This is a genomic window from Akkermansia sp. UBA7090 (assembly GCF_002493465.1).
Lineage (GTDB): Bacteria > Verrucomicrobiota > Verrucomicrobiia > Verrucomicrobiales > Akkermansiaceae > Akkermansia > Akkermansia muciniphila_A.
In genome coordinates, this window is record NZ_DKYW01000027.1 from 18,255 (window position 1) to 42,832 (window position 24,578).

Consider the following 24,578-nt stretch of genomic DNA (forward strand, 5'->3'; position numbering starts at 1 on the left):
TCAGGTGGTCGGCACAAGTGAACATGGCTTGAGGATTCCTAGTCCCTGCGGAGCACGGGAACGGCCCTCATCTGAATGAAGCGATCCGCTTTGGCAGCTTCTTTCTGGGACATGTACATGGTGTACGGCTGCTGGGTCACTTCGATGCGGTGCGTGCCGCCGGGGGCGGGTAGGTCCAGAAGCTGGTTGAGGTGCTTGAAGCTTTTCACCTGCACGCCGTTGACTTTTTCCACAATGGAAGGGCTCATCTGGGCGTATCCCAGTGTAGCCTGCGTGGGCAGGGCCATCAGGAAGACCACGATTTCATCCACGCCTTTTTTCCGTATCTCCTCTTTCTTTTGAGTGGCTTCCACCAGGTTGAGGGGGGGGTGGTTCTTGCTGAGCTTGTTGATTTCTCCCATCATGGCTCCCGTCAGCGGGACAAATACCAGCCCCCCGTAAATGCGGTAGGGCGGATTGGAGATGAAGGGGGCCGGATTGACCAGGTCGCCTTCAAGGGCGCTCCTGTCCAGTTTGACATCCAGCGTCATGGGCTGGCTGGAGCCGTCCTTTCCCTTGCGGCGGATGCCCAGCGTAATGGTGTCCCCCGGTTTGGCGGAGTCACGGAACAGGAAGTTGGCGGAAACGGGGCCCAGCGCGGGATCCTTGATTAATCCTTTACTGTCCAGGGGAATGCCGTTCACGCTTTCCACCACGTCTCCGGGACGCACTCCGGCTTTGTAGAAAGAGCCGTAAACAGGAAGTTTCGCCACGTAAAAGCCGCCGCCAGTTTCAGGCAGGCCCAGGAATTTGCGGAAGACGGGGTCGGTCAGTTCCGTGACCTGCGTGCCGTCCGCCGGGAAACCGATGTAGCTGCCGGCCCGGGCCTGCTCCAGGAACCGGGAAATCATGGTATGGGTGACGGCCAGCACTTTCTGGGCGGGAGGATCGCAGCTGGCGCTGAGGCCCACAAGTTCATTGCCCCTCATGACGGGGTTCCCCGCGCCGCCTTTCAGGGGAGTGACGGAGGATTTGACGTTATACAGGACGAAGGGTTCCCCATTCGTGAACGGGCAGGCGCTTTCCGTCGCCAGAAGGGTCCCGGAGGTGGTGATGGGAAGACCGTCGTCATTGAATTGCCAGAAAGTCACCTTGTCGCCCAGGCGGGGAGCCTCCCCCAGCGTAACGGGGACCAGCTTGTTCAGGAAGGAGGCATCTTTCCCGTTTTTCAGACGCAGAAGGGCAAGATTGGCTTCCGGGTCAAAGGCGGTTACGGTCACGGGAACCGTCCGGGCGCCGTCCGCGGAGGTTATTTCCACAAAGCTGGCGGAATAAACGATGTTGGCGGCCGTCAGGATATTGCCGTCTCCCAGATAAATGCCGAAACCCTGGCTGTATGCCGGGTTTTCCTTGCTCCACGGCTGGATCATGGCATAGCCCTGGTTGGTGGCGTTGATGCCGACCATGGAGCCGGTGGGGGAGGGAAGCGGGGCCGGTGCGGGCGTTTCCTCCACCTGTTTCTCAGGCGTTTCCGCCTGTTGTTCAGGCTGGGGTGCGGGAGCAGTCCGACCGGCTTCGCGCGGCTGGCAGCCGCCAAGCAGGATCAGGGAACCGAGGAAGAAAGCAGAAAGAATTTTCATGGCGGTTAACGGGCGGGAGTGGTGTTGCGGTCAGGCTGGCGGCCGGGAATGGCGCTGTCCAGTCGGGCGTTTTTCGGAATGTTGTAGGTTTTGGCGATGCGCTTGTTGGCCGCCTCCATGGCCTTGCCTTCAAAGACGAGGGGGCGTTCTCCGTTTTTCAGTTCGATGACGACGTATTCCGGCATGTTTTCCGGGTAAAGGAGTTCATAGGCGTGGGTGAGGCCCTTAACTTTCACGCCGTTGATTTTTTCCACAATGGAGTTGGAGACGGCGCCGGACAGGCGCGCGTTTACTTCGTCATCCAGCACCTTGGTGATGATGACCATGTCTTCATGGTCCACGCAGCCGCCGTCTTCCTGGTAGTTCCGAATATCCAGCGCGACGTCCAGCATGGAGATGGCCGCCGCCGCGAGCACGTTGCGCTGGATGGGCTGGAACACCAGGCCGCCAAAGACGATATAGCGGGGCATTTTATCGTATTCCGCCATCAGAAGGTCTCTGGAGGGGGATGGTTTTATCACCATTTCCACCTTCATGGGCTTGCCGTCGCGAATGATGTCCAGCGGAAGCCGGTCGTCTTTAAAACAGCGCTCAATGAGTTCCTTCATGCTGATTTTCTGGCCGTCCAGTTCAATCATGGCGGAACTGTCCACATCATAGCCGTCCACTTTCATCAGCAGATCCCCGTTGCGGAGCACGCCGTCGGCGGAAGACCCCTTGAGCACTTTACCGATGAGAACGCCCTTTTCATCGTCCGGCAGGCCGAACGCCTTGCGCATGGCCGGGTTCAGGATGGGCGCAGCCTGAATGCCCATGTCCACATAGCCGTCATAGACGCCGTCCTTGATGTCCTCCAGAAAATGGTGGATGACGGGGGTCGGAATCACGTAACCCGTGTTGTTGGCGTTGTTCAGGCCCTGGAATGCCACGCCGATGACTTTGTTCCCCATCAGGACGGGGCCGCCGCTGTTGCCCGGATTGATGGCGGCGTCCACCTGGATGGTCAGGTGTTCCGCGTTGCGGGGGTGGGCGTACGCGGTGAAATCAATGCGGGAGACCACGCCGCGCGTGACGGAAAGCCTGTTGCCGCCGATAGGGTAGCCGATCACCCTTACCTCGTCTTCCAGATGAGGCAGGCTTTTACTGAATTCAAAGGGTTTGATGCCTTTGAAGGAGTGAGGGGGGGCCGCTTCCAGCAGGGCCAGGTCCGCGTCATGAGCGATGAATTTGACCCTGGCGGGGATTTTGCGGGAATCTCCGTACATGGAGATGTAAATGCGTTCCGCGTTGCTGACGACGTGGGCATTTGTCATGAAGGCGTTTTCCCCGATCAGGAAACCGGTGCCGAAACTGCTCTGGTACCGGCCGGCGTTCCATGGGGTGGCATAATCGGGCGTCAGAGAATCCACTTCAATTTTCACGACGCCCTTGTACTGGTCATTGATGGAAACGACGGGGCCGGACATGACCTTGTCCACCCCGAAGTCCGAAATGGAGACGGCCGGCTCATCCGCGTGGGAAAGAGCGGCGGCGGCCAGGACTGCGCACAGCCCTTGAAAACAGGTATGGGAATGTATCATACGCAAAGATGAGGATTGTGTTGCCAGAGAAGGTGTTGTTGTTACAAGTTGCTTTTGCGGCTTTGGGTTGCCAGGCTTTCCTGGAAGGAATTGACTTCCTCCAGCAGGGATGAAAAACGTTCCGCCACTTCGCCGTCCACCTGGCAGCCGCAGTTGTCCAGCGCAGCTACCGTCTGGCGCGTTTGTTCCACGCACAGGGCCATGCGGGCGGCCATGGTGCAGTAGTCCGCAGCGTCCTCCTTCTCCTGGAGGAGGCAGGAAAGAATGCGCGGGGTGATGTAGCGGATGCAGTAAAAAATCTGGTTCAGGGGTTCCGGCGGCCCTGTCCTGTTTCTCTGGGCTTTGTTGATTTCCCGGCTGAACCGGTGCTGGCACAGGTCCGTCAGCTCCATCACCTGCTGGAAAAGGGGGTGGAACATGCAGGACTGCACTTCCTGGGCCTCCTGTTCGTTGAGAATGTCAAACAGGCTGAGCATGCCGGTGCTTTTGCAGGAGCAGGGCGTCCCCGTTTCTTCCGACTGGGCGATGTTGTCCAGCACTTCGTCCCAGCCCATGACAAAAGCCACACGGATGTCGCCGCTGGGGTTCAGCCTGTATTTCTGGAATACCTCCTGGTAGGCGATGGCGATGGCTTCCGCTTCCCGCAGGCGTTTGTCCCAGTGGTGGTCGGGCAGGTTGCCGTCCTCCTGATGGTTGGAATAGGCCCTGGACCATTCCTTTACCTGAGTCCGCAGCATCTGCTGGTTCGCCATGATCTGGGCCTGTTCTTCGCAGGAATCCATTATCCATTCGGGAAGGGAGACTTTGATGGAGAAGGCCGTACTTTCCAGCAGCACCATATCGTGGTGGCTGGTGAACCATTCCAGATACAGGGCGTTTTCCATGGTTTTCCTGCCTTTGACAGGCATGCGCCGGCTGGCCGTCATATCTCCCACCACCCCCTGGATATGTTCCGGGATCTGGGTAAGTTCCGCAGGAAGCATTTGGGGAGAGGGATTCCTGAAGTCAATCACGCAACCGGCCAGATCCTGGAGGCAGTCCCCCTGCAGGGTGATGTTTACCGGATGAGGCATCCCCATGAGCTGCAGCGTAAGATGGACGGTTCCGCGTTCGCGGTTGTCCAGCGTGCCGTAGTGGACGTAGTCTGTAATTCTGAAAATCATATGGGGAAGGGGGTAGAAGGGGAGGAAAAAGGTGAATGCCGAATCAGCAGGAGGCTGAGACCCGGGGCAGTTCTTCGTTTTTCTTTTCTACGGCGTCCATGTTGACAAGCAGTTCCGCAATGGAATCCCATCGGCCCCGGGTCAGGGCTTCGCGGGCTTCCGCCGGCATCCGGATGGGGAAGGAGCCTTCCTTCCAGGAAACTGTCATGTCCAGGAGGTCAATCGTCACTTCCGTTTCCGGGTGATCGGAAATGTGCCGTGCCAGAGCGGCAATATCGGCGGCAGACGCGCACACGCAGGGCAAACCGATGCCGGTGCTGTTGCCGAAGAAGATTTCCGCGAAAGACTCCGCGATGACGGCTTTGATGCCGGAACGCTTGATAGTCTGCGGGGCGTGTTCGCGGGAAGAACCGCAGCCGAAGTTGGAGCCGCCCAGAATGATGGAAGCCCCTTTGAAGCGGGGATCGTCCACCGGGTGGGATTTGGATTGCCCGTTTTCGTCGAAGCGTTCGTCCCAGAACATGACTCCCGCCAGTTCGTCAAACGTGATGCATTTGAGGAAGCGGGCAGGGATGATGCGGTCCGTGTCCATGTCCGGTCCCGGGACGGGAACGCAGGTGCCGGTGATGGAGGTGAATTGGGTCAGAGACATAAGGAGAAAATTGGAAAGTTAATTCAGGGAGAATACTTCGCGGGCATCAGAGACTTTCCCGGTCAGAGCGGCGGCGGCCACCATGGCCGGGCTCATCAGCAGGGTGCGTCCGGTGGGGCTTCCCTGCCGTCCCTTGAAGTTCCGGTTGGAGGAGCTGGCGCAAAGCTGGTCTCCCTGGAGTTTGTCCGGATTCATGGCCAGGCACATGGAACAGCCCGCCAGGCGCCATTCAAATCCGGCTTCACGGAAAATGTCCGCGATGCCTTCTTCCTCGCATTGCCGGGCAGTCATCTGGGAACCGGGAACGGCCAGAGCCCTGATGCCGGGGGCCACATGGCGACCCTTGATGAGGGCGGCCACTTCCCGGAAGTCTGAAATGCGGCCATTGGTGCAGGAACCTACGAAGCACACTTGAACCGGCAGCCCTTTAAGAGGCATGCCCGCGGGGAATTTCATGTATTCCAGCGCTTCGTTGATCATCTTCCGTTCATCGTCGTTCGCGGCGTCGGAAGGGTTGGGCGTGCTGCCGCTGATGCCCGTATTCTGGTCCGGAGAAATGCCCCATGTCAACGTAGGCTCAATGGAGGCCCCGTCAATTTCCACGATTTCATCGTATTCCGCATCTGCGTCGGAGGCGAAGCCCAGCCAGCGTTCCACGGCTTTGTCCCAGTCTGTGCCGGTGGGGGCGAACAGGCGTCCTTTGATGTATTCCACCGTGGTTTGGTCGGGGTTCACGTAGCCGCAGCGCGCCGCGCCTTCAATGGACATGTTGCAAAGGGTCATGCGTTCGTCCATGCTCATGGCGTCAATGACGTCGCCGCCATATTCATAGGCGAAGCCCAGGCCGCCCTTGGCTCCCAGAAGGCCGATGATGTGCAGGGCCACATCCTTGGCGCGCACGCCGGGGGCCAGTTTTCCGTTCACATTGATGCGGCGCACCTTGAGCGGACTGAGGGCCAGGGTCTGCGTGGCCAGCACATCGCGCACCTGCGTGGTGCCGATGCCCATGGCAATGGAGCCGAAGGCTCCGTGCGTGGCCGTATGGGAGTCTCCGCATACGATAGTCATGCCCGGCTGGGTGATGCCGAGTTCCGGCCCCACCATATGCACGATGCCCTGGAGTCCGGTGGGGATGTCGAAGAAACGGATGCCGTTTTCAGCGCAGTTCCGGCGCAGTTCCCTGATCATGGCGTCCGCCGTGGCGTCCGCGAACGGTTCCGCCTGGTTGTCCGTGGGAATGATGTGGTCCACGGTGGCAAAGGTACGTTCCGGGTGACGCACGGTCAGGCCCAGGTCCCGGACCATTCCGAAAGCCTGCGGAGAAGTGACTTCATGCAGCAGGTGCGTGGCGATGAATATTTGCGTTCTCCCATCCGGCAGGATGCCGACGGTATGAGCGTCCCAGATTTTTTGGAAAAGCGTTTTCCCCATAGCTGGCATAAGCATCCGTCCGTTCGGGAACCGCGTCAAGATGCAAGGACGTATTGCTGACACGGTCTGTGTCTTACAGAAGGCGTTTTTTTGAACATTTCCTCTGCATTCATGGTCTGACTGGGCCTCTTTCCAGCCTTTGGCGCCTTTCCGCCTTTAAGGAAAGGATGGTTTTCGTGCCCTCTGCACGTTCCGGATTCCTTTAATGCCGGTGAAATTTTTCTTCCCACAGCGCTGCAAAAACGTCTCCGAAACATTTCAACAGGTTTCCTTCCGGCGGGGGGGAGGACATTTCATCCTCCAGGCAGGTCATTTGCACGCCCTGGATGCCGCAGGGGGTAATAGCAAGGAAGGGAGGCAGGGATTCCCGGGTTACATTGAGGGCGAAGCCGTGCATGGCAATCCATTTTTTCACCCCGACGCCGATGGAGGCTATTTTGCGGTTTTCCACCCAGACGCCTACCAGCCCTTCCCGGATGCGGGCCTGCACGCCGAACCGGGCACAGGTTTCAATCAGGGTATGTTCCAGGGTGGTGACGTAGCGGTGCAGATCCCTGCCGCAGCGGTTCAGGTCCGTAATGGGGTATCCGACCAGCTGTCCGGGGCCGTGGTAGGTGGCCTGGCCGCCGCGGTTGATTTCATGAACGGGAAAGGGAAGCACGGAACCGGGGTGCAGGCTGGCATGATTCCGCGTGCGTCCGATGGTGTAAACTCCGGCATGTTCCAGCAGCAACAGGTCGTTTTCCCTGTCCGGATCTTCCTGATGAGCCTGAACCAGTTGTTCCTGGAGCCGCAGGGTTTCCTGGTAATCTGCCAGGCCGGGAATGCGGATGATGTTCATGCTGCTGAAGGGAGGCCCCGGGACAGTTAGGGAACTCAGCGCGTTCTGCGCACTTGCTGGCCAAGGGCGGTGCGGTATTGATGCACGGCGGCGGCCAGGGAAGAGGCCATGAAATTCTGATAGCGCTCCGTGGCGATAAGCAGGGCCTCCTGCGGGTTGGACATGAAACCGCCTTCCACCAGAATGGCGGGATGCTTGATGGTGCAGAGCACGGAATAGCGCGCGCGCTTGATGCCGCGGTCCACCATGGAAATACCCTCCTTGATGGCAAGAGGCCCTTTCAGCATGTGCCCCTGAACGGCTGTAGCCAGGGCGATGTTCATGCTGTCCTGGGCGTTGCCTTGCAGAGCGTCGTGGCGGATATTGCGGGACATGGAGGAGGAAGTGCCCGCAGGCGCCAGCGTGAAGGTTTCCACCCCGCGGGCAGAGGAGCCCCCGTCATTGAAGTGGATGCTGATGAAGATGGCGTTGTTGTGCCTGTTGGCAATGCGGACGCGGTCCTGGAGGGCAATGAAGTTGTCCGTGTCACGGGTCATCACCACCTGGTAGCCCATGGCTTTGAGGCGATCGCGCAGTTTTTTGCCCACGGAGAGGTTGATATCCGCTTCCCTGTTGATGCGGTTGCGCGTGCCGCTGTCATGTCCGCCGTGGCCGGGATCAATGACTACTGTGTTGAAACTGCGGCGGTTGGCGATGTAAGTGGGACGCAGAACCGGATCAATGATTTTGTGCAGGTCCATATTGGAAACCATCAACCCCTTGGAGGGATGGTCAGCCACAGGATAGGACAGCACGAACTTCATGTTGTTCATGAACATATCCTGGCTGCGCGCCTGGATACGGATTTGAACCTTTTCCGGCACCTCGTAAACTTTTTGACGCCCTTCCGTGCGTTCCCTGGTCAGTTTGTAATGGGTGCGCACCTCGGACATCGGAATATACTGCACTCCATTAATGATTTCCGGATTCCATCCGAAGGCCGTGGACAACGTCAGCAGAAACATGCCCACAACGCCGAGCACGGCTGCAAATGATGTGCGAGAGGTCGGATACATAGGAAGATATCGCATCCAGACTAACGGATTTTTCATGACGCACAAGGGAAAAGTTCCCATGAAAGATTCTTTTGCGCTTCTGTTTCCGGAAAGAAAAAAAGCGGCTCCCGGGAGGGGGAGCCGCCCTGGAATGGCGGTGAGGGGGCGGGAACAGGCGGGATTATTTGGCGGTCTTCTCGTCCATTTTGGCCTTGACCTGTTCTTCAATTTCCGCGTACAGCTCCTGGTTGGATTTGAGGGCTTCCTTGGCGGCGTCGCGGCCCTGGGCGATCTGGCTGCCGTTATAGCTGATCCAGGAACCGCGCTTCTGGATGATGTCATATTCCATCGCCAGGTCCAGCAGGCTGCCCACGGAGGAGATGCCTTCATTGTACATGATGTCGAATTCGCATTCCGTGAAGGGAGGGGCTACCTTGTTCTTGACTACCTTGATTTTGGTGCGGTTTCCGGCCACAACGCCGTCGCTGCCCTTGATCTGGCCGGTGCGGCGGATGTCCACGCGTACGGAGGCGTAGAATTTCAGGGCGCGGCCGCCGGGGGTGGTTTCCGGACTGCCGAACATAACGCCGATTTTTTCACGGATCTGGTTGGTGAAGATGCAGACGGTGCGGGCCTTGGAGATGAAGCTGGTGAGCTTGCGGAGGGCGGCGGACATCAAACGGGCCTGGGCTCCTACCGTGGAATCCCCGATTTCTCCTTCCAGCTCCTGCTTGGTGACCAGTGCGGCCACGGAGTCCACCACGATGACGTCAATGGCGTTGGAGCGGACAAGAGCCTCGCAGATTTGCAGGGCTTCTTCGCCGGAGCTTGGCTGGGAAACCAGCAGGTCGTCCAGGTTCACTCCCAGGCGGGCGGCATACTGGGGATCCAGCGCGTGTTCCACGTCAATGAACGCAGCCAGGCCTCCGGATTTCTGGGCCTGAGCGATAGCCGTCAGGGTCAGTGTGGTTTTACCGGAGGATTCCGGGCCGTAGATTTCCACAATCCGGCCGCGGGCAAAGCCGCCCACACCCAGGGCGCGGTCAATCAGGAGGTTGCCCGTGGGAATGACGTCCACTTCCATTTTGGCGTTGTCTCCAAGGCGCATAATGGCGTTTTCGCCGAAGTCTTTCTGGATTTGGGAGAGGGCCAGGTCAAGGTTGCGCTTGCGGGCTGCCGCCAGTTTTTCCGCTTCGGGGGATAAAGGTGTTTCGTTGCTCATATATTGTGGCACAGTATAGTCGGCACAGCTTTATTGGCAAGTGTTCTGTAGGTCTTCACAGACGCATTCCCCATTGAGAAAGAACAGAATTCTGACATGGGGAGAATCTTGTGAAAACCGGGTGTCCCGTTCGGCTGAAAATTAGGGAAAACCGGGAAACGGGAGAGGAAAAGAAGTCTGGAACCGGGGAAGAACCCGTCTTTTCCGGAGAGCGTCCGGGCAGCATTATTCTGCAATCGGCTCCGCGAGGGGAATATCTTCATAGGAATCGTCAAAGATGACGGGAATGTTGTGCTCCGGAATCAGGTTGATGGAACTGATTTTACGGTGCGTCTGGCGTGCGTGCCGGAGGGCGCGGGACAATTTTTCCACCTGGTGTTCCAGGCCGTAGTGGCTGAAAGTAGCCTGGCAGTCATTGGTAAAACGCACACAGAAAGACCAGTCGTTGGGCGTCGTGATGGAGACGATGCTGGGGAGGTATTCCGTTACTGTGCCGGAAAGCAGCTCAATCAGTTTCATGGGCGCTTCCAGTTCCCGGATGCTGACGCCATAGCTGAGTTTGCCGGAACTGGGCGGCCTGAGCGTCACGGAAGGCATGCGCTTTTCCCGGATATAAGGCATGTGGACTTGCTCCATGCAGGGGAAGATAACGCCTTCCTTGTCTGCCAAAGCGCCGTATTTGGCGTCTCCCGGGTGAATTCCGAGTTCCGGGCAGTCAATCCAGGCTACGGGGATGCGCGCGTCAATGTCCACCAGCAGCGTGGGGTTGGAGGATATCTGGCGCTTGACGGAAGCCCGGCGGATGGCGGGACATTTTTCCAGGCGCTGTTCCAGCTCTTCGGCGTCTATGGAAAAAATATTGTCCTGCGGACCTATGCCCATGACGGAAAAGGCCTGTTCAGAGTTGAAAATGCCGTTGCTTTTCAGGGTGACGGTGTCGATGGAAAGCCAGTCGTATTTGAGGATATAATCTTTCCAGAGAAAAACGATCGCCCCGATCAGGCCGAAAATAAGCGCATAAACGGTGACAGTGTGGTACAGCTTACGCCGGAAGAGCCAAAAACGGTAGTTTTTGCCCTTGCGTTCGATGGTCTCTCTTCTGGCCTCCCGTTCCAGAAGAAGCATTTCCGGCCTTTTGGCGGAACGGGGGACTGGCGTTGTGGCTTTGTGCGACATCGGGGGGTGCGGGGGCGACTCCCCGCCCTCTGTCAGATATTACGTTATTTACGGGGGGTGGCTAGCGATAATTCCGCTATTTTTTCGCAAAGGTTTTCGTAGGGCCATCCGGAGGCCGCCGCAGCCTTGGGAAGCAGGCTGGAAGGGGTCATGCCGGGAATGGTGTTGATTTCCAGCACGAAGGGGGCGCCGTCTTCTTCGCGCAGCAGGACGTCCACGCGGCCGTACACTTCCACGCCGGCGGCCTTGTAGGCTTTCAGGGCCGCTTCCTGCACCTTGGCGGCGGTTTCTTCCGGGAGATCCGCCGGGCAGATATAATCCGTGCCGCCGCCCATATTCATCCACGGGTATTTGTTGCTCAGGTCGTAGAAGCCGGAGCGGGGGCAGATATGAATGACAGGAAGGGCTTTCCCGTCCAGGATGCCGACCGTCAGTTCCTTGCCTTGAATGAACTCTTCCACCAATACGGTGGTGCCGTGGGTTACGGCTTCCTCCATGGCGGGGAGCACATCCTCCTGCCTGCGGACGATGTGGACTCCTACGCTGGAGCCCTCACAGGGAGGCTTAATGACGAAGGGCAGGGGAAGGGACGGCATCACGATGCCGTTGGAACAGTCCAGAATTTCCGCTTGCGGTGTAGGAACCCCCGCATCCAGAAATACTTTCTTGGATGCGGATTTGTCAAAGCACAGGGCGCTGGAACGGGAGCCGGCCCCTGTGTACGGAATGCCGCGTTCTTCCAGAATAGCCTGAAGGGTTCCGTCCTCGCCGAACGTGCCGTGGATAATGTTGTAGGCCAGCTCCGTGCCTTCCGGCAGCCGGAAATCCGGGCCGTGCACGTCCACCTTCGTTACATCGGTGAATCCGGCCCGGCACAGGGCGTCATAAACGGAGTTGCCGGAAACGAGGGATACTTCCCGTTCTGCCCCCGGGCCGCCGAGCAGGAGGGCGATTTTGAGGTCGCGCTTGAGAGTGTTCATATGGGAATAAATAGTGAGTGGGTTAAAACTGGGGGTCCCGGTCTCCGATGACCTGGGCTTCCGATTTCAGGCCGATGCCGCGGTTTTCCATAGCCTCCTTGCGGATCATGTCGATCAGGATGGTGATGTCCCTCGCTCTGGCATGACCCCGGTTGATGATAAAATTGGCGTGCACGTCTGATACGCAGGCGTCTCCCACGCAGGCGCTTTTCAGCCCCAGTTCATCAATGAGCCTGCCTGCCGGGATTTCCGGCGGGTTTTTGAAGATGCAGCCGGCGCTGGCCCCGACGGGCTGGGAAAGCTTCCGCTTGGCCCGCGCCGCTTCCAGAAGCCGTTCCATTTCTTCCGCAGGGGCGGGCCGCGCCTCAAACACGGCCTGAAGCACAAAGTTGTGAACCAGGTCCGGAATGGAACGGTACTGGGCGTTCAATTCTTCCCTTGTATGGCTGCGGATTTCCCCGTCTTCATCCAGACAGGTGACGGAGACGAGGTTGTTGACCATGTCCGTGCCCATGGCTCCGGCGTTCATGCGGAGGCTTCCCCCCACGTTGCCGGGGATGCCGTCCATCCATTCCAGGCCGCCAAGGCCATTCTGGACAGCGGCGGAAACCAGTTTTTTCAGCCGCACGCCCGCTCCGGCGGTGAGGCGGTTCCCCTGGATTTCCAGCACATCGAATTCTCCCCCGGAGGGGTGGATGACGGCGCCGCGCAGGCCTCCGTCCCTGACAATGATGTTGGAGCCGCGGCCAATGACGTGTACGGGGATATTCCTGTCCCGGCAATAATTGACGGCAGCCTGCATTCCGGAGAAGGTGGAAGGTTCCAGCCAGTATTGGGCGCAGCCGCCTACCCCCATGGTCGTATGGCGTGACATGGGTTCGTACAGCTTGCCTTCCAGAGAGCCGCCCGCAGTGCGTTCCAGGTCTTCCAGCAGGGCCAGGTCGCGCGCAATGCGCATGCCGCATTCATGAACGTTCCCGGCTCCCAGCGTCAGGAACAGGTCTCCCGGTTTCAGTTCGTTGCCGATGGCATGGTGGGCTGTGCCCAGGTCGGGAAGGTAACGGGTTTCCACAGGGCCGTGCCTGTGCATGGCGTTAATGATCGTCTGCCCGCTTACCCCTTCAATGGGCAGTTCGCTGGCGGGATACACGTCCGCCACAAAAACGAGGTCCGCTTCCTGAAGCACCTTGCCGAAGTCATCCGCCAGGAGCTGCGTGCGCGTGTAGCGGTGCGGCTGGAAGTAAACTACCAGACGGTTCGGCTGGAGGGAACGGGCAGTTTGGAGCGTGGCGGCTATCTCCGTGGGGTGGTGGCCGTAGTCGTCCACAATCCGGATGGAGGTGGAAAGATATTTGGTTTCAAAGCGCCGTTTGGCTCCCGCGAAGGAGGCCAGGCCCCGCGTCACCGCCGGGAAATCCACGCCCAGTTCCGTTGCCAGCGCAATCGCGGCCAGGGAATTCAGGACATTGTGGCGTCCGGGGATGCCCAGTTCCACGCGGCCCAGTTCCTCTTTCCCCTTCAATACGGTGAACAGGGTGCGGCCGCGGCGTTCCTGCACGTCCGTAGCGGTATAGTCCGCATCGGACCAGCCGTAGGAAATGGAATTGGGGTATTTGGCGCAGACATCCGCAGCGCCGGGATGCGCGCGGCAATAGATAATCTTGCCGCGCGTCTGCGAACAAAGCTGGTCGAACACGGCTTTGATTTCATCCAGATCCCTGTAGTGGTCCAGGTGTTCCGGTTCAATGTTGAGGACAATGCTGTGTTCCGGAATGTAATTGACCAGCGTGCCGTCGCTTTCGTCCCCTTCCGCCACCAGGTATTCGCTGTCTTCATTCCAGTGGGCGTTGGTTCCCAGCACGGGAATTTCCGCCCCCACATAGTGGCACGGGCGCATGCGGCCTTCCCTCATCAGGTGCGCGCAGAGGGCTGAAGTGGTGGTTTTCCCATGCGTGCCGGAGACCACGACTCCTTTCTTCCCGTTCAGAATGGCCGCCAGGCATTCCGCGCGGCGCATGCAGGGAATATTCAGCTTGCGCGCTGCCGCCAGGGCCGGATTGTCCGCCCGGATGGCGCTGGAATAAATGACAATTTCCGCATCGGAAACGGCGTCTGCGGAATGCGGGCAGGAAAAAGACAGTCCCAGGCTTTGGAGCCGTTCGGTCTCCGCGCTGGTCACCCGGTCGCAGCCGCTCACCCGGTGCCCCATTTCCATCAGCATGAGCGCCAGGCCGGACATGCCTGACCCGGCTACTCCAATGAGATGGAGGCGTGCCGGGTGTTCCCTGTCTGTCAGTCGTTTGCGTAAGGTCTCAATCATGGGGGGCTGCATGGGACGTATGTTCAATGACGTTGGCGATGCGGGATACTGCATCAGGCATGTCCAGACGTAAAGCACATTCATTCATGGAGGCCAGCAGGGAAGAATCCTTGAGTACTTCATTCAGAAAGGCCGTAATATCGTCCGGCGTGAGGGTGTTTTCACGCATCATGCGCGCCGCTCCGTGGGCCGCGAAAACGCGTGCATTGTGCGCCTGGTGATCGTCTGCGGCGAAGGGGTAGGGAACCAGCAGGGCGGCCTTCCCCATATGGGCCAGTTCCGTCAGGCTGGATGCCCCGGAACGGGAAATGACCACATCCGCTGCGGCGTACGCGGCAGCCATGGCGGAACAGAATTCAATGACGTGCACGTGGGGCATGTCCGCCGTCAGCTGGCTGACGCGCGCAAAGTCCGCGGAGCCGGTGATGATGAGGAAGTCGCACAGGTCTGCGCATTGACGGGCGGCTTCAATGACCAGGGAGTTCAGATTCCTGGCCCCCTGGGAACCGCCCATCACCAGGGCCACGCGGCGGTCCCGGGGCAGATTGAGTTCCGCCCTGGATTCGTTTTTGTCTTTCCGGGCCACCATTTCCTGGCGTACCGGGGTGCCGGTGACAATGCATTTGGCGGGATTGAAGTAGTGCCCGGCTTCTTCAATGCCCAGCAGCACGTTCGTGCAGAATTTGGCGGTCATGCGGTTGGCCTTTCCGGGCAGCGCGTTGGAATCGTGCACGTAGGTGCGGATTCCCTTGCGGTGGGCGGCGTAAACGGGAGGGAATGAAGTGAACCCCCCCATGCCGATGACGACGTCCGCTTCCACCTCATCCAGAAGACTGCGGCTGAAACGGACGGCCTGATACAGCCTGATGCCGAAGCCCAGCAGGGCCAGGGATGGGATTTTGGGCATCGCGATGGCCTCAATGGTGCGGAAATCAAGATTTCCGTAATTTTTGCTGGCCTGAGCGTCCACTTTCTTCTGGGAGATGAGGAGCGTGACGCGATGACCGCGCTTTTTAAATTCCTGGGCTACGGCTATGCCGGGAAAAAGGTGCCCTCCCGTGCCGCCGCAGGCGATCACGATGTTCAGGGGGGGATGTTTGAGAGAGGGTTCAGTCATAATCTTACGTCAATGGAGCGTTCGTCTTTGCGGGTGATTTCACAATTGGGCTGGGCTCCGGTGGAAAATCTCTGGATGCTGGTAAGCATGCCCAGGGCAGCCAGCGTAAAAACCAGGTTGGTGCCCCCGAAGCTGATGAAGGGCAGAGGCAGGCCGGAGTTGGGCACGGCGTTGGTTACCACGGCGATGTTCAGGATGGCGGGACAGAAAATGGTGGCGACGATCCCCACGGCCAGAAACCGTCCGTAGGCGTCCCGGCACTGCATGGCTACGCCGATGCCGGCATACGTCATCAGGAAATAGCAAAGCAGGACGAACATGGTCCCGTAAAAACCGAATTCCTCTCCCAGCGGCGCGAAAATGAAGTCCGTATGAGCAAAGGGAAGCGTGCCGTGCTTTTCCGCGCTGTTTCCCAGGCCCACCCCGTCCAGCCCTCCACGGGACAGGGCAATGGAAGCCCGGTATTGCTGGAGGCCGGCGCCCAGGCGGTGGGCGTCCAGGTCTTTCCAGGCCAGGAAACGTTCCAGGCGATTGGCGTTGCTCTGCACCAGAACGTACAGGGCCGTTCCGGCCAGGGCGAAAGCTCCGCCCAGGTAAATTTTGCGCGTCCCGGCCACAAACATGACGCAGAACGCGGCCAGGGCCAGGGCTACGGAGGTCCCCATGTCCTTTTCAAAGAGAATCAGGGCAAGAGGAAGGCCGAAGATAAGGCCGGGCATCACAAACCCCCACCAGAAAGAGGTGGTGCGGTCCCGGTACAGGGCCAGCCAGTTGGCCAGGGCCATCATCATGCAGAGTTTGGCGCATTCGCTGGGCTGGAACTGCATGCCGATGGTGATCCAGCGGCGTTCCCCGTTGATTTCCTTCCCGATGCCGGGCACATAGCACAGAACCAGCAGAAAGCAGGCCCCTCCAAGAATCCACCAGATATATTTCCTCCATATCCGGTAATCTATACGGGAAAGAATCATGGCTCCCACCAGACCGGCGCAGGCAAAGGCGGTCTGCTTGAACAGGGGTTCGTACGGGTGCTTGGTTTCTTCCGCCCACGCCGCCGTGCTGGATACCATCACCAGGCCTACGACCAGAAGGCAGATGACGAAGAACCAGACCAGAATCATGCAGACTTTGGAAGACATGGCGGCGGAAGGGCAGGAAGAGGCCTACTTTTTGGGGATCATGATTTTTTGCCCAATCTTGAGACGCGCTACGTCCCGGTCATTCATCTTGTTGAATTTCTGGAGGGCGCGCCAGTTCATTTTATATTTGCGGGCGATTACGGAGAGGGTTTCCCCTTTCTTCACGATGTGGGGCACGCCTTCCGGCTCCATTTCCTCCGCGGCGGGTTTTTCCGGTTCAAGTTTGTCTCCGGGCCGTGCCGGGATGACGAGCGTGCTTCCGCTGACAAGGCGCTGCACTTTGGGATTGACGGCTTTCAGGTCATTGACGGCCACCTGGTTGTCACGCGCGACGCGTTCCCAGGTATCTCCCGTGCGCACGATGTGGCGCGCAGGACCTGCCACCGGAGCCGCATCCGGAATGTGTTCCTCCGCCACGGGGGCCGGCTGCCTGTTGGGGCGTGCGTCCACTACCTGTTCCGGCTGCGTGATGGTGACCGGGGCCGCGGGTTGGGCCTGGGGAACCTGGGGCAGGGCTGCCGGGGGCGCTGCGGGAGCGGGGCGTTGCGGGACGGTGGGCGGCGCGGGCAGGGCGGCCGCCATTTCTACGGTTTCCGTCGTGTTTCTGAACCAGGTGCTGCGGACGTAAACGCCGCCGATGACGAGAAGGTGAAGAAGAAGAAGGACGACGAGCCAGCGCACGACGGTGCTGCTGGGCGCATCGTCTTCAAATTCGGAGACGCGTGCGCGGTATTTGCTGAGTTTGGCCCGGAGTACGGTGCCCATTTTGCGTTTCGGACGGGTGCGTCCGGTCGGATTATGATCAGGTGTCTTGGTCGTTTTCATGATGGTCGTTTTCTGGTGAATTGTCAGGAAAGGGGGGAGAGGGCGTTCACCGCGTCCCGGAAGGCCTGGCCGCGCTGGACATACCCGGTGAACATGTCAAAGGAAGAAGTGCCGGGGGAGAAGAGGACGGTGTCTCCCGGCCGGGCGAGAGAGCGGGCCTTTGCCACACAGGCTTCTACATCTGCGGCTTTTTCCGTGGGGACTGCGGGGGAAAAAGCATGCTGGAGCTGGTCCGCAATCTGGCCGAATACCACGCAGGCGCGCACTTTTTCTTTCAGCATGGGCTGCAGGGGCACGTAATCCAGCCCCTTGTCCTTGCCTCCGGCAATCAGAATGACGGGGGAATGCTGTGATTTCAGAGCCGCTTCCAGCGCATGCAGATTCGTGGCTTTGGAATCGTTCAGCCACAGCACGCCGTCCAGTGTTCGGACGGTTTCGCAGCGGTGGCCGGGGGGCGTGAACTCCTTCAATACTTCTGCGGCTGTTTCTGCGGGAATGCCCAGGTGGCGGCATGCCAGGACGGCGGCCATGGCGTTTTCCGCATTATGGCGCTGGTTCAGGGCGGTCCCTTCCAGGTTCAGCAGGGGGGCGCCGCCCTCCATGATCAACGGTTCGCGGTAATAAAGGTCAGCCGCCGGATCTTCCGGACTGAAGGTGAGCACGGAGGCTTTCAGCTGTGGAAGCCGTTCTCCGGAGCGAACGACGGCCAGGTCTTGTCCCGTCTGGTTGTCAAAGATATGGAGTTTGGCGCGGTGGTAATCCTCCACGGATTTGTAGCGGTCCATGTGGTCCGGCGCAAAATTGAGCCATACGGCCACGTCCGGATGAAAATCGCGGATGGTTTCCAGCTGGAAGGAGCTGACCTCCAGCGCCAGCACGTCCGGCACGGAATCCCGGAGCAGGATTTCCGCCATCGGCACGCCGTAATTGCCGCAGGCAACGGCGGTCTTTCCGGCGCGCAGCAAAATCTTTTCCACCAGGGATGTGGTGGTGGTTTTTCCGTTGGTTCCGGTGATGGCGATGATGCGGCCATGGTAAAAGCGGCATGCCAGCTCCATTTCACCGATGGTTTCCACGCCTTCCCGGCTAAAGGATTTGACAAAGGGGCTGTCCGTCTCAATGCCGGGGGAGATGACTACAAGGTCCGCGTGGAAGGCGCGCCCGTCTTCTTCCGTGGCGGCGGTATGCAGGGGAATGTCTTCCGGCCATCCGCCAATGGAGGCGGAAGCGTCAAACACGCATACCCGTGCGCCATGCTTCATGGCGAGGCGCGCCGCGGCGCGTCCGCTTCTTCCCGCTCCCAGAACGGCGATGTTGAGGTTATTGAGCTGCATGTTCGTGGTTTGTCAGGCGGTGGTTATCAGGAAAAGGCCCAGGAAAGCCAACAGGAGGCTGATCATCCAGAAGCGGGCAATCACCTGCGTTTCCTTCCAGCCCTTGAGTTCAAAATGGTGGTGGATGGGGGCCATGGCGAAGATGCGTTTGCCGTGGCGCAGCTTGTAGCTGCCCACCTGCAGGACGACGGACACGGCTTCCATGACGAAGACGCCCCCGATGACGATAAAGAGAAGCTCCTGCGCCGTGCAGACGGCAGCCATGCCGAACGCGCCGCCCAGGGCCAGGGAACCGGTGTCTCCCATAAATACCCTGGCCGGGTAGCAGTTGTGCCACAGGAAGCCCAGGCAGGCCCCTACCAGGGCCATCATGAAGACGCTGATTTCTCCCGCGCCGGGATGGAAGGGGATGTCCAGGGAATCCGCCGTCAGCCAGCTTCCGCAAAGGGCGGCAATGATGGCGTAGGAGATGCCCGTGGCGACGGAGCAGCCGGAGGCGAGGCCGTCCAGGCCGTCCGTCAGGTTCACCGCATTGGAGGCGGACATGACCACCACGACGCCAAAGGGAATGTAAACGAACCATGGCAGGTTCACCTGGCCGTAGAACGGAATGAACAGGGAGGATATGTAGTCGTGGAGTTCCACCCGGGGGCTGCCTTCCGGGTACAGGTACAGGAAGGTGACGCCGGCCAGGCCGGCCAGGAACTGGACGAGGAGTTTTTTACGTGCGGAAATGCCGTCCGAGGTTTTTTTCGCCACCTTCAGGTAATCGTCCCGGAATCCCAGCAGGCCCAGCGACAGGGTGACGATCAGGCAGGCGATGATAAAAGGATTGCCCATTCTGGCGAACAAGAGGGTGGCCACCGTCATGGAACCCACGATCAGCACGCCGCCCATGGTGGGCGTTCCCGCCTTGGCCCCGTGGAGTTCCGCCAGTTTGTGCACCTCTTCCGCCGTCCTGATGGGCTGGCCGATTTTCAGGGAAATCAGCTCCCGGACGACCCGTGGGGCGAAGATCATCGTCAGGACAAAAGAAACCAGGCAGGCCAGAAGGGCTCTCCCTGCCGGTCCTGCAAATGCCCCCGAGGGGCTGAACTGTTCAATGAGGGAATGCATACAATTTACTGTGGCGGAAAGGTGAGGTTCATGACTTGCTCCATCCGGGTAAAACGGCTACCTTTGAAGAGGACGACGTCTCCCTGCGCCGTATGGCCGCGGAGCCATTCGGCCGCTTCCTCCGCGGAGCTGAAGTTCAGGCGTTGAGTGAATGAATTGGGAGAAATAGCGTCCGTAATCCGGGCGGCGTCCGTTCCCACGCTGACGACGCAGTCAAGACGGAGCTCTTCCGCCGTGCGGCCCACCAGAACATGCCCTTCCTCGGAAAACACGCCCAGTTCCCCCATTTTGCCCAGCACCGCAAAGCGTCTGCCGGCGCAGGAAAGCTCTGCTAAAGTGCGCAGGGCGGCCTGCATGGAATCCGGGTTGGCGTTGTAGGTGTCATCCACTACCAGAATGCCGTTGATCCGGGCGCAGTGAAGCCTTCCGTTCGTGAGCCGCGCCTGGGTGAGACCGGAGGCGATTTGCTCTTTCGCAAGACCTGCCACCCAGCCGGCGGCGGCGGCCAGAAGCGCGTTGGTTACCATGTGCCGCCCGTGGACGGGCAATTCCACCTCTTCCCGGCAGAAATTCGGAATGGAAAGGGTGAAGCGTGTCCCTTTTTCCGTGGAGACGGGATTTTCCGCGCGAACGGTTCCGGCGCCAATGCCGCAGTCAATACAGGCGGCGTGGGTGGATTGACGGATCATATCCGCATAATCGCAGTCCGCCGGAAAAATCATGAAGCCGTCTTCCGGCAGGCAGCGTGCCAGCGTGCATTTTTCCCGGGCGATGTTTTCCCGGGAGCCCAGGTATTCCAGGTGGGAAGTGCCGATGCTGGTGATGATGCCGATTTTCGGGCGCGTCATCTCACACAGGGGGGCCAGTTCCCCGGAGTGGTTCATGCCCATTTCCCACACGGCGGCTTCGTCCGACGGCGCGGCGCGGAGGATGCTGAGGGGAACGCCGATGTGGTTGTTCAGGTTGCCCTGCGTGGCGATGGTGCGGAGCCCCTGTGAAAGAATGGAAGCCGTCAGGTCCTTGGTGGAGGTTTTTCCGTTGGAACCGGTCAGGCCGATGACGGTGAGGGGCAGCCCGGAACGCCACCAGGCGGCCAGCTTCTGAAGGGCTTTCAGCGTGTCCTCCACCAGAATGACGGCGCAGGAGGGATCCATGCCTTCTTCCACACGGCTGACGACGACGGCGGCCGCAGTGCGGGATGCCTCCGGCGCAAACAGGTTGCCGTCAAATTTTTCTCCCCCCAGCGCGAAGAAAACGGCATGTGGGGGCAGATGGCGGCTGTCCGTGCACACGCCTCCGGAAGCGACCCTGTCGAAGGGGCCGTTGACCAGTTTTCCGCCGATGACGTTGCTGATGCCGTGTGCCGTGAGGGAAATCATGAAAGAAAGATGGAATAACGTGTTATGCCTGGGGGAATTCTTCCCGTTCCTTGATGAACATGTTGCGGCGCACTTCCTTGGCGTCGCTGAAATCAATGCGGCCGGTGGAAAGCTCCTGGTAATTTTCATGGCCCTTGCCCGCAATGAGGACGATGTCCCCCAGGCGGGCCTGGTCGATGGCCGTGGCAATAGCCCTGGCGCGGTCCGGAATGATGGCGTATCTGCCTTCCGGCATGCCCGCCGCAATCTGGTTGATGATGGAGAGGGGTTCCTCGCTTCTGGGATTGTCGGAGGTGACGATGCAGGCGTCCGACAGGCGCGCGGCTGCGGCTCCCATCAGCGGGCGTTTTCCCCTGTCCCGGTCCCCTCCGCAGCCGAATACGGTAATCAGGCGGCGGGAGCACAGTTCCTTGAGCGTCTTGCAGACGTTTTCCAGAGCGTCCGGCGTGTGGGCGTAGTCAATGAAAATCTGGGCTCCTCCGGGGTGGGTGAATAGTTCCAGCCTGCCGGGAACCTGCGGAATATTCTGAAGGTTCGCAATAGCGTCCCGCACGGGGATGCCGGCGCAAATGACGGCGGCCAGCGCGGCCAAACTGTTGTACATGTTGAACTTGCCGATCAGGGGAACGCGGACCAGATAGCTTTTCCCTTTGTATTCCAGTTCGTACTCGCTGCCTTTGGCGGTGGCGTGGTGCACCAGCATGCGGAAATCCGCCCCCAGGGCGGACCCGTAGGTCTTTACGGTCATGCGGCCGGAAAACATTTCCGCCAGCCGGCGGCCGTAGGCGTCGTCGATGTTGATGACGGCCACGGGTTTTCTCCGGGATCCGGTGTCCTGCGCCATCTGTTCGAACAATTTCGCCTTGGCCTGGAAATAATTCTCCATGGTATGGTGGTAATCCAGGTGGTCCTGGGTCAGATTGGTGAAAATGCCCACGTTGAAATTGATGCCGGCCACGCGTTCCTGATCCAGCGCGTGGGAGGAAACCTCCATGGAGACGCCGCGGCAGCCGTTTTCATACATTTCCTTCAGCAGGTGTTCCAGTTCCAGCGGTCCGGGCGTGGTATGGGTGGAAGGGATGATTTCCTCCCCGTTGTCATAGGCGATGGTGCCGATCAGCCCCGCGCGCAGCCAAGACTGCTTGAGCAGGGAATGGGCAATGTAGGCCGTTGTGGTTTTTCCGTTCGTTCCCGTCACGCCGATCATGGTCATGTGGCGGGAGGGGCGCCCGTTCCAGACCGCGCCCATCAGGCTGACGGCCAGACGGGAATCGTTTACTTCCACCCAGCTGACTCCTGCCTCCCTGGCTTCCTGCGTGCAGGGCATTTCCGCGACGACGGCACAGGCCCCGCGGCGAATGGCTTCCGGGATGAATTCGTGGCCGTCCGCCCGGGTCCCCTTCAGGGCAATGTAGCAGGAGCCGGGCAGAATGCGCCGGCTATCGCATTCCAGATGTGAAATTTTCACCTGGGGGGAGCCGGTGAGCGTATGGGAGGGAAGGTCTTTGAGTAAGGTAAGTAGCTTCATGACGGGATTATCTGCGCGGCGGTTTGGATGGAGTAGAAGAGGTCTGGGTTCGGGAGGCTTTTTTATTGGTCTCCGCGGAAGGGGAATTTTTGGGGATGTTCATGGCGGCCGCCAGGCGGGTGGCCAGCTTCTGGAAGACCGGGGCGCATACGGTGCCGCCTCCGGGGTGGCAATGCTTGGAAGTGGGGTCGTCAATGACGACGAGGCAGACGAAGGCCGGGTCCTCCACCGGGAGCATTCCTACGAAGGAGACGGTGTAACGGTTTTCAAAGTAGCCGCCTGTAGGCTTCACCTTGTGGGCGGTTCCGGTTTTGCCTCCCACGTTGTAGCCTTCAATCCGCGCTCTTTTGGCGGTCCCGTCCAGATCCGTGACGTGGAACAGGGCGTTCCGAAGGTCACGGGCCGTCTTGACGCTCATGACCCGGCAGACTTCCACGGGAGGGGAAGGCTGGAAGTTCTTGTCATCCACGTAAATGCCGTCAACCAGCCGGGGGCGCATGCGCACGCCGTCATTGGCGATGGCGGCGTAAGCCATGGCGACCTGCAGGGGGGAGACCATCAGGGAATAGCCGAAGCTGATGCGGGAAAAGTTGACGAAGTTGCTTCCGTCCTGGCACTGGCTGTTGGTTTCCCCCGGCAGGTCGATGCCCGTTTTGGAGGAAAATCCGTACAGGTCAAAGTATTTTTTATACGTGGGCCAGCCCGATTTCAGCGCAATGCGGAAAGCGCCCGGGTTGCTGGATTTTTTCAGCACGCCCGCTACGGTCAGACCGCCATAGGAACGGGGGGCGTCCGTGACGGGACGGGAACCGGGCACCGGATAGGGGGTGCAGTTGATCATGGTGTCAAACGTGGCCTTTCCGCTGTCCACGGCGGATGTGACGGAAACGATTTTAAAAGTGGAGCCGGGTTCGTACAGGGACTGCACGGCGAAATGGTAGGCGCCTTCCTGAAGGCCCTCGCGCGTATTTAAATTATAGTGGGGCCGGCTGGCCATCGCCAGAATGCTTCCGGTCTTGGGTTCCACCACAATAATGCAGCCGCGGGGTTTGTGGGTCTGGTCCGTGTAAAAAGAGATGGCGGCGTCCAGCTCCTCCTCCACAATCGTCTGGTACTCCATGTTTACCGTCAGGCGCACGTTCAGCCCGTCAACGGCATCCTTGAAGCGGGAATCCGCGGAGGGAATGATGCGTCCGCGGCTGTCTTTCCGGTACTCCCTGATGCCGTTGTGGCCCAGCAGCTGGTCGTCCAGCTGTTTTTCCAGGCCGGAAAGGGCCACGGGCCGGGGGCCGCTGTCCTTCGTCTGGGCGATGTAGCCCAGAATATGCACCATGCATTCCGGCACGGAATAAACGCGTTTGGAGGAGGTCTCAAAACGGAACCCCTGGACGCGGGCGTTCTGGATAGCCTGCCGCAGCAGTTCCGCTTTTTCCTCAGACAGGTTTTTGGCAATGACGATGCGCTTCTTGGGAATCGCCCCGTCTTTTTCCACCGTATTGATGATATCCTGCACATTCATGTCCGGCAGGAAGGGGGCAATCACTTTGGCGGCGTATTCCAGGTGCGCCTGCACGTATTCTTTCACCATTTCCGGCTCATAAAGCTCTTCCAGCTTTTTCCTGGCCATGTCCACCCCTTCCGGTCCGTTTTCAGGCTCTTCCAGCAGGATTTTCGCCAGGTTGTGTTCCTTACTGCCATCCTTTTTACTGGCGGCCTGCCCCAGAATCTTGCTGCGGAAGCCGGAAACGAGCTTTTCCTTTTCCTTATCCGTTGCGGCTTTCTCCCAGAAGGGGGAATGGACGGCCTTGGAATAGGCCAGAGCCCAGCTGATGGTTTTGGGATCGTTCAGGTGATAGCCGTCCGCAATCAGCTCGGAACTCTGCATGTTGCTGGTGAGGATTTCCTCATTGGCGTCCATGATGCGTCCGCGCTGGGGCAACAGAACCTCCCGTTCAATAATGCCGCCGCTGGAAACGCCGCTCGTTTTCCGGGGGGAAACCAGCTGAAGATTGACCAGCGATAACATCAGCCAGATGACCGCCGCGCCCGCCACGCCGCACAGGACGAGGCTTCTTCTGGCGAATCTGGACTTCGTGATCGTGATCATGAACGGCTCAACGCG

The 24,578-nt window shown here is 59.5% G+C and carries 19 protein-coding genes; all 19 read right to left on the bottom strand.

Annotated features, from left to right (window positions below; genetic code table 11):
• Positions 1-38: 38 nt before the first annotated feature.
• A complete protein-coding gene (locus B3075_RS09350) occupies positions 39-1,619 on the bottom strand; it encodes a S1C family serine protease (RefSeq protein ID WP_290489535.1) in 1,581 nt (526 codons plus the stop codon).
• Between the two features lie 5 nt (positions 1,620-1,624).
• Positions 1,625-3,199: a S1C family serine protease gene (locus B3075_RS09355; RefSeq protein WP_290489537.1), complete on the bottom strand. Its 1,575-nt coding sequence runs from the start codon at positions 3,197-3,199 to the stop codon at positions 1,625-1,627.
• 41 nt (positions 3,200-3,240) lie between these two features.
• Positions 3,241-4,362: a hypothetical protein gene (locus tag B3075_RS09360; protein ID WP_290489538.1), complete on the bottom strand. Its 1,122-nt coding sequence runs from the start codon at positions 4,360-4,362 to the stop codon at positions 3,241-3,243.
• A gap of 43 nt (positions 4,363-4,405) precedes the next feature.
• Entirely contained in the window at positions 4,406-5,014 is a 609-nt protein-coding gene (gene leuD / locus B3075_RS09365; protein WP_290489540.1) for a 3-isopropylmalate dehydratase small subunit, read from the bottom strand.
• An 18-nt stretch (positions 5,015-5,032) separates the two neighbouring features.
• Positions 5,033-6,445 (bottom strand): 3-isopropylmalate dehydratase large subunit, encoded by a 1,413-nt coding sequence (leuC, locus tag B3075_RS09370; RefSeq protein WP_094136789.1) that lies wholly within the window; start codon positions 6,443-6,445, stop codon positions 5,033-5,035.
• Between the two features lie 202 nt (positions 6,446-6,647).
• Positions 6,648-7,286, bottom strand: a complete 639-nt coding sequence (lipB, locus tag B3075_RS09375; RefSeq protein WP_094136790.1) for a lipoyl(octanoyl) transferase LipB — start codon at positions 7,284-7,286, stop codon at positions 6,648-6,650.
• Positions 7,287-7,321: 35 nt separating this feature from the next.
• Positions 7,322-8,341 carry an N-acetylmuramoyl-L-alanine amidase family protein gene (locus B3075_RS09380; protein WP_179218453.1) on the bottom strand — a complete coding sequence of 340 codons (1,020 nt, stop codon included), beginning with the start codon at positions 8,339-8,341 and terminating at the stop codon, positions 7,322-7,324.
• 160 nt (positions 8,342-8,501) lie between these two features.
• The gene (recA, locus tag B3075_RS09385; RefSeq protein ID WP_094136792.1) at positions 8,502-9,542 is read right to left on the bottom strand and encodes a recombinase RecA; all 1,041 of its coding nucleotides are present in this window, start codon (positions 9,540-9,542) and stop codon (positions 8,502-8,504) included.
• Positions 9,543-9,767: 225 nt separating this feature from the next.
• A complete protein-coding gene (locus tag B3075_RS09390) occupies positions 9,768-10,718 on the bottom strand; it encodes a cell division protein FtsQ/DivIB (RefSeq protein ID WP_094136793.1) in 951 nt (316 codons plus the stop codon).
• Positions 10,719-10,762: 44 nt separating this feature from the next.
• Positions 10,763-11,698, bottom strand: coding sequence for a D-alanine--D-alanine ligase (locus B3075_RS09395; protein ID WP_290489543.1), 936 nt, complete (start codon positions 11,696-11,698; stop codon positions 10,763-10,765).
• 22 nt (positions 11,699-11,720) lie between these two features.
• A complete protein-coding gene (murC, locus tag B3075_RS09400) occupies positions 11,721-14,018 on the bottom strand; it encodes a UDP-N-acetylmuramate--L-alanine ligase (RefSeq protein ID WP_290489545.1) in 2,298 nt (765 codons plus the stop codon).
• The gene (murG, locus tag B3075_RS09405) at positions 14,011-15,135 is read right to left on the bottom strand and encodes an undecaprenyldiphospho-muramoylpentapeptide beta-N-acetylglucosaminyltransferase (RefSeq protein WP_290489546.1); all 1,125 of its coding nucleotides are present in this window, start codon (positions 15,133-15,135) and stop codon (positions 14,011-14,013) included. Before murG ends, murC begins: the two co-directional genes overlap by 8 nt.
• Positions 15,132-16,274 (bottom strand): FtsW/RodA/SpoVE family cell cycle protein, encoded by a 1,143-nt coding sequence (locus tag B3075_RS09410; protein ID WP_094136796.1) that lies wholly within the window; start codon positions 16,272-16,274, stop codon positions 15,132-15,134. Before B3075_RS09410 ends, murG begins: the two co-directional genes overlap by 4 nt.
• Positions 16,275-16,298: 24 nt before the next feature.
• On the bottom strand, positions 16,299-17,099 hold the full coding sequence (locus tag B3075_RS09415) for a LysM peptidoglycan-binding domain-containing protein (protein ID WP_290489549.1): 801 nt from the start codon (positions 17,097-17,099) through the stop codon (positions 16,299-16,301).
• A gap of 23 nt (positions 17,100-17,122) precedes the next feature.
• Entirely contained in the window at positions 17,123-18,433 is a 1,311-nt protein-coding gene (gene murD / locus B3075_RS09420; protein WP_290489551.1) for a UDP-N-acetylmuramoyl-L-alanine--D-glutamate ligase, read from the bottom strand.
• A 12-nt stretch (positions 18,434-18,445) separates the two neighbouring features.
• Positions 18,446-19,549 carry a phospho-N-acetylmuramoyl-pentapeptide-transferase gene (gene mraY / locus B3075_RS09425; RefSeq protein WP_290489567.1) on the bottom strand — a complete coding sequence of 368 codons (1,104 nt, stop codon included), beginning with the start codon at positions 19,547-19,549 and terminating at the stop codon, positions 18,446-18,448.
• A gap of 5 nt (positions 19,550-19,554) precedes the next feature.
• Complete coding sequence (locus tag B3075_RS09430) at positions 19,555-20,928, bottom strand: UDP-N-acetylmuramoyl-tripeptide--D-alanyl-D-alanine ligase (protein ID WP_290489569.1); 1,374 nt, start codon at positions 20,926-20,928, stop codon at positions 19,555-19,557.
• A 22-nt stretch (positions 20,929-20,950) separates the two neighbouring features.
• Positions 20,951-22,456, bottom strand: a complete 1,506-nt coding sequence (locus B3075_RS09435; protein WP_094136801.1) for a UDP-N-acetylmuramoyl-L-alanyl-D-glutamate--2,6-diaminopimelate ligase — start codon at positions 22,454-22,456, stop codon at positions 20,951-20,953.
• Positions 22,457-22,463: 7 nt separating this feature from the next.
• The gene (locus tag B3075_RS09440) at positions 22,464-24,563 is read right to left on the bottom strand and encodes a peptidoglycan D,D-transpeptidase FtsI family protein (RefSeq protein ID WP_290489571.1); all 2,100 of its coding nucleotides are present in this window, start codon (positions 24,561-24,563) and stop codon (positions 22,464-22,466) included.
• Between the last annotated feature and the right edge of the window lie 15 nt (positions 24,564-24,578).

Coding starts and splice junctions, on each gene's coding strand:
- B3075_RS09415 (WP_290489549.1), bottom strand. CDS start 17,099: ATGAAAACGACCAAGACACCTGATCATAATCCGACCGGACGCACCCGT.
- murG (WP_290489546.1), bottom strand. CDS start 15,135: ATGACTGAACCCTCTCTCAAACATCCCCCCCTGAACATCGTGATCGCC.
- B3075_RS09395 (WP_290489543.1), bottom strand. CDS start 11,698: ATGAACACTCTCAAGCGCGACCTCAAAATCGCCCTCCTGCTCGGCGGC.
- mraY (WP_290489567.1), bottom strand. CDS start 19,549: ATGCATTCCCTCATTGAACAGTTCAGCCCCTCGGGGGCATTTGCAGGA.
- B3075_RS09355 (WP_290489537.1), bottom strand. CDS start 3,199: ATGATACATTCCCATACCTGTTTTCAAGGGCTGTGCGCAGTCCTGGCC.
- B3075_RS09350 (WP_290489535.1), bottom strand. CDS start 1,619: ATGAAAATTCTTTCTGCTTTCTTCCTCGGTTCCCTGATCCTGCTTGGC.
- recA (WP_094136792.1), bottom strand. CDS start 9,542: ATGAGCAACGAAACACCTTTATCCCCCGAAGCGGAAAAACTGGCGGCA.
- lipB (WP_094136790.1), bottom strand. CDS start 7,286: ATGAACATCATCCGCATTCCCGGCCTGGCAGATTACCAGGAAACCCTG.
- B3075_RS09410 (WP_094136796.1), bottom strand. CDS start 16,274: ATGTCTTCCAAAGTCTGCATGATTCTGGTCTGGTTCTTCGTCATCTGC.
- leuD (WP_290489540.1), bottom strand. CDS start 5,014: ATGTCTCTGACCCAATTCACCTCCATCACCGGCACCTGCGTTCCCGTC.
- B3075_RS09440 (WP_290489571.1), bottom strand. CDS start 24,563: ATGATCACGATCACGAAGTCCAGATTCGCCAGAAGAAGCCTCGTCCTG.
- murD (WP_290489551.1), bottom strand. CDS start 18,433: ATGCAGCTCAATAACCTCAACATCGCCGTTCTGGGAGCGGGAAGAAGC.
- leuC (WP_094136789.1), bottom strand. CDS start 6,445: ATGGGGAAAACGCTTTTCCAAAAAATCTGGGACGCTCATACCGTCGGC.
- B3075_RS09390 (WP_094136793.1), bottom strand. CDS start 10,718: ATGTCGCACAAAGCCACAACGCCAGTCCCCCGTTCCGCCAAAAGGCCG.
- B3075_RS09435 (WP_094136801.1), bottom strand. CDS start 22,456: ATGAAGCTACTTACCTTACTCAAAGACCTTCCCTCCCATACGCTCACC.
- B3075_RS09430 (WP_290489569.1), bottom strand. CDS start 20,928: ATGATTTCCCTCACGGCACACGGCATCAGCAACGTCATCGGCGGAAAA.
- B3075_RS09380 (WP_179218453.1), bottom strand. CDS start 8,341: ATGTATCCGACCTCTCGCACATCATTTGCAGCCGTGCTCGGCGTTGTG.
- murC (WP_290489545.1), bottom strand. CDS start 14,018: ATGATTGAGACCTTACGCAAACGACTGACAGACAGGGAACACCCGGCA.
- B3075_RS09360 (WP_290489538.1), bottom strand. CDS start 4,362: ATGATTTTCAGAATTACAGACTACGTCCACTACGGCACGCTGGACAAC.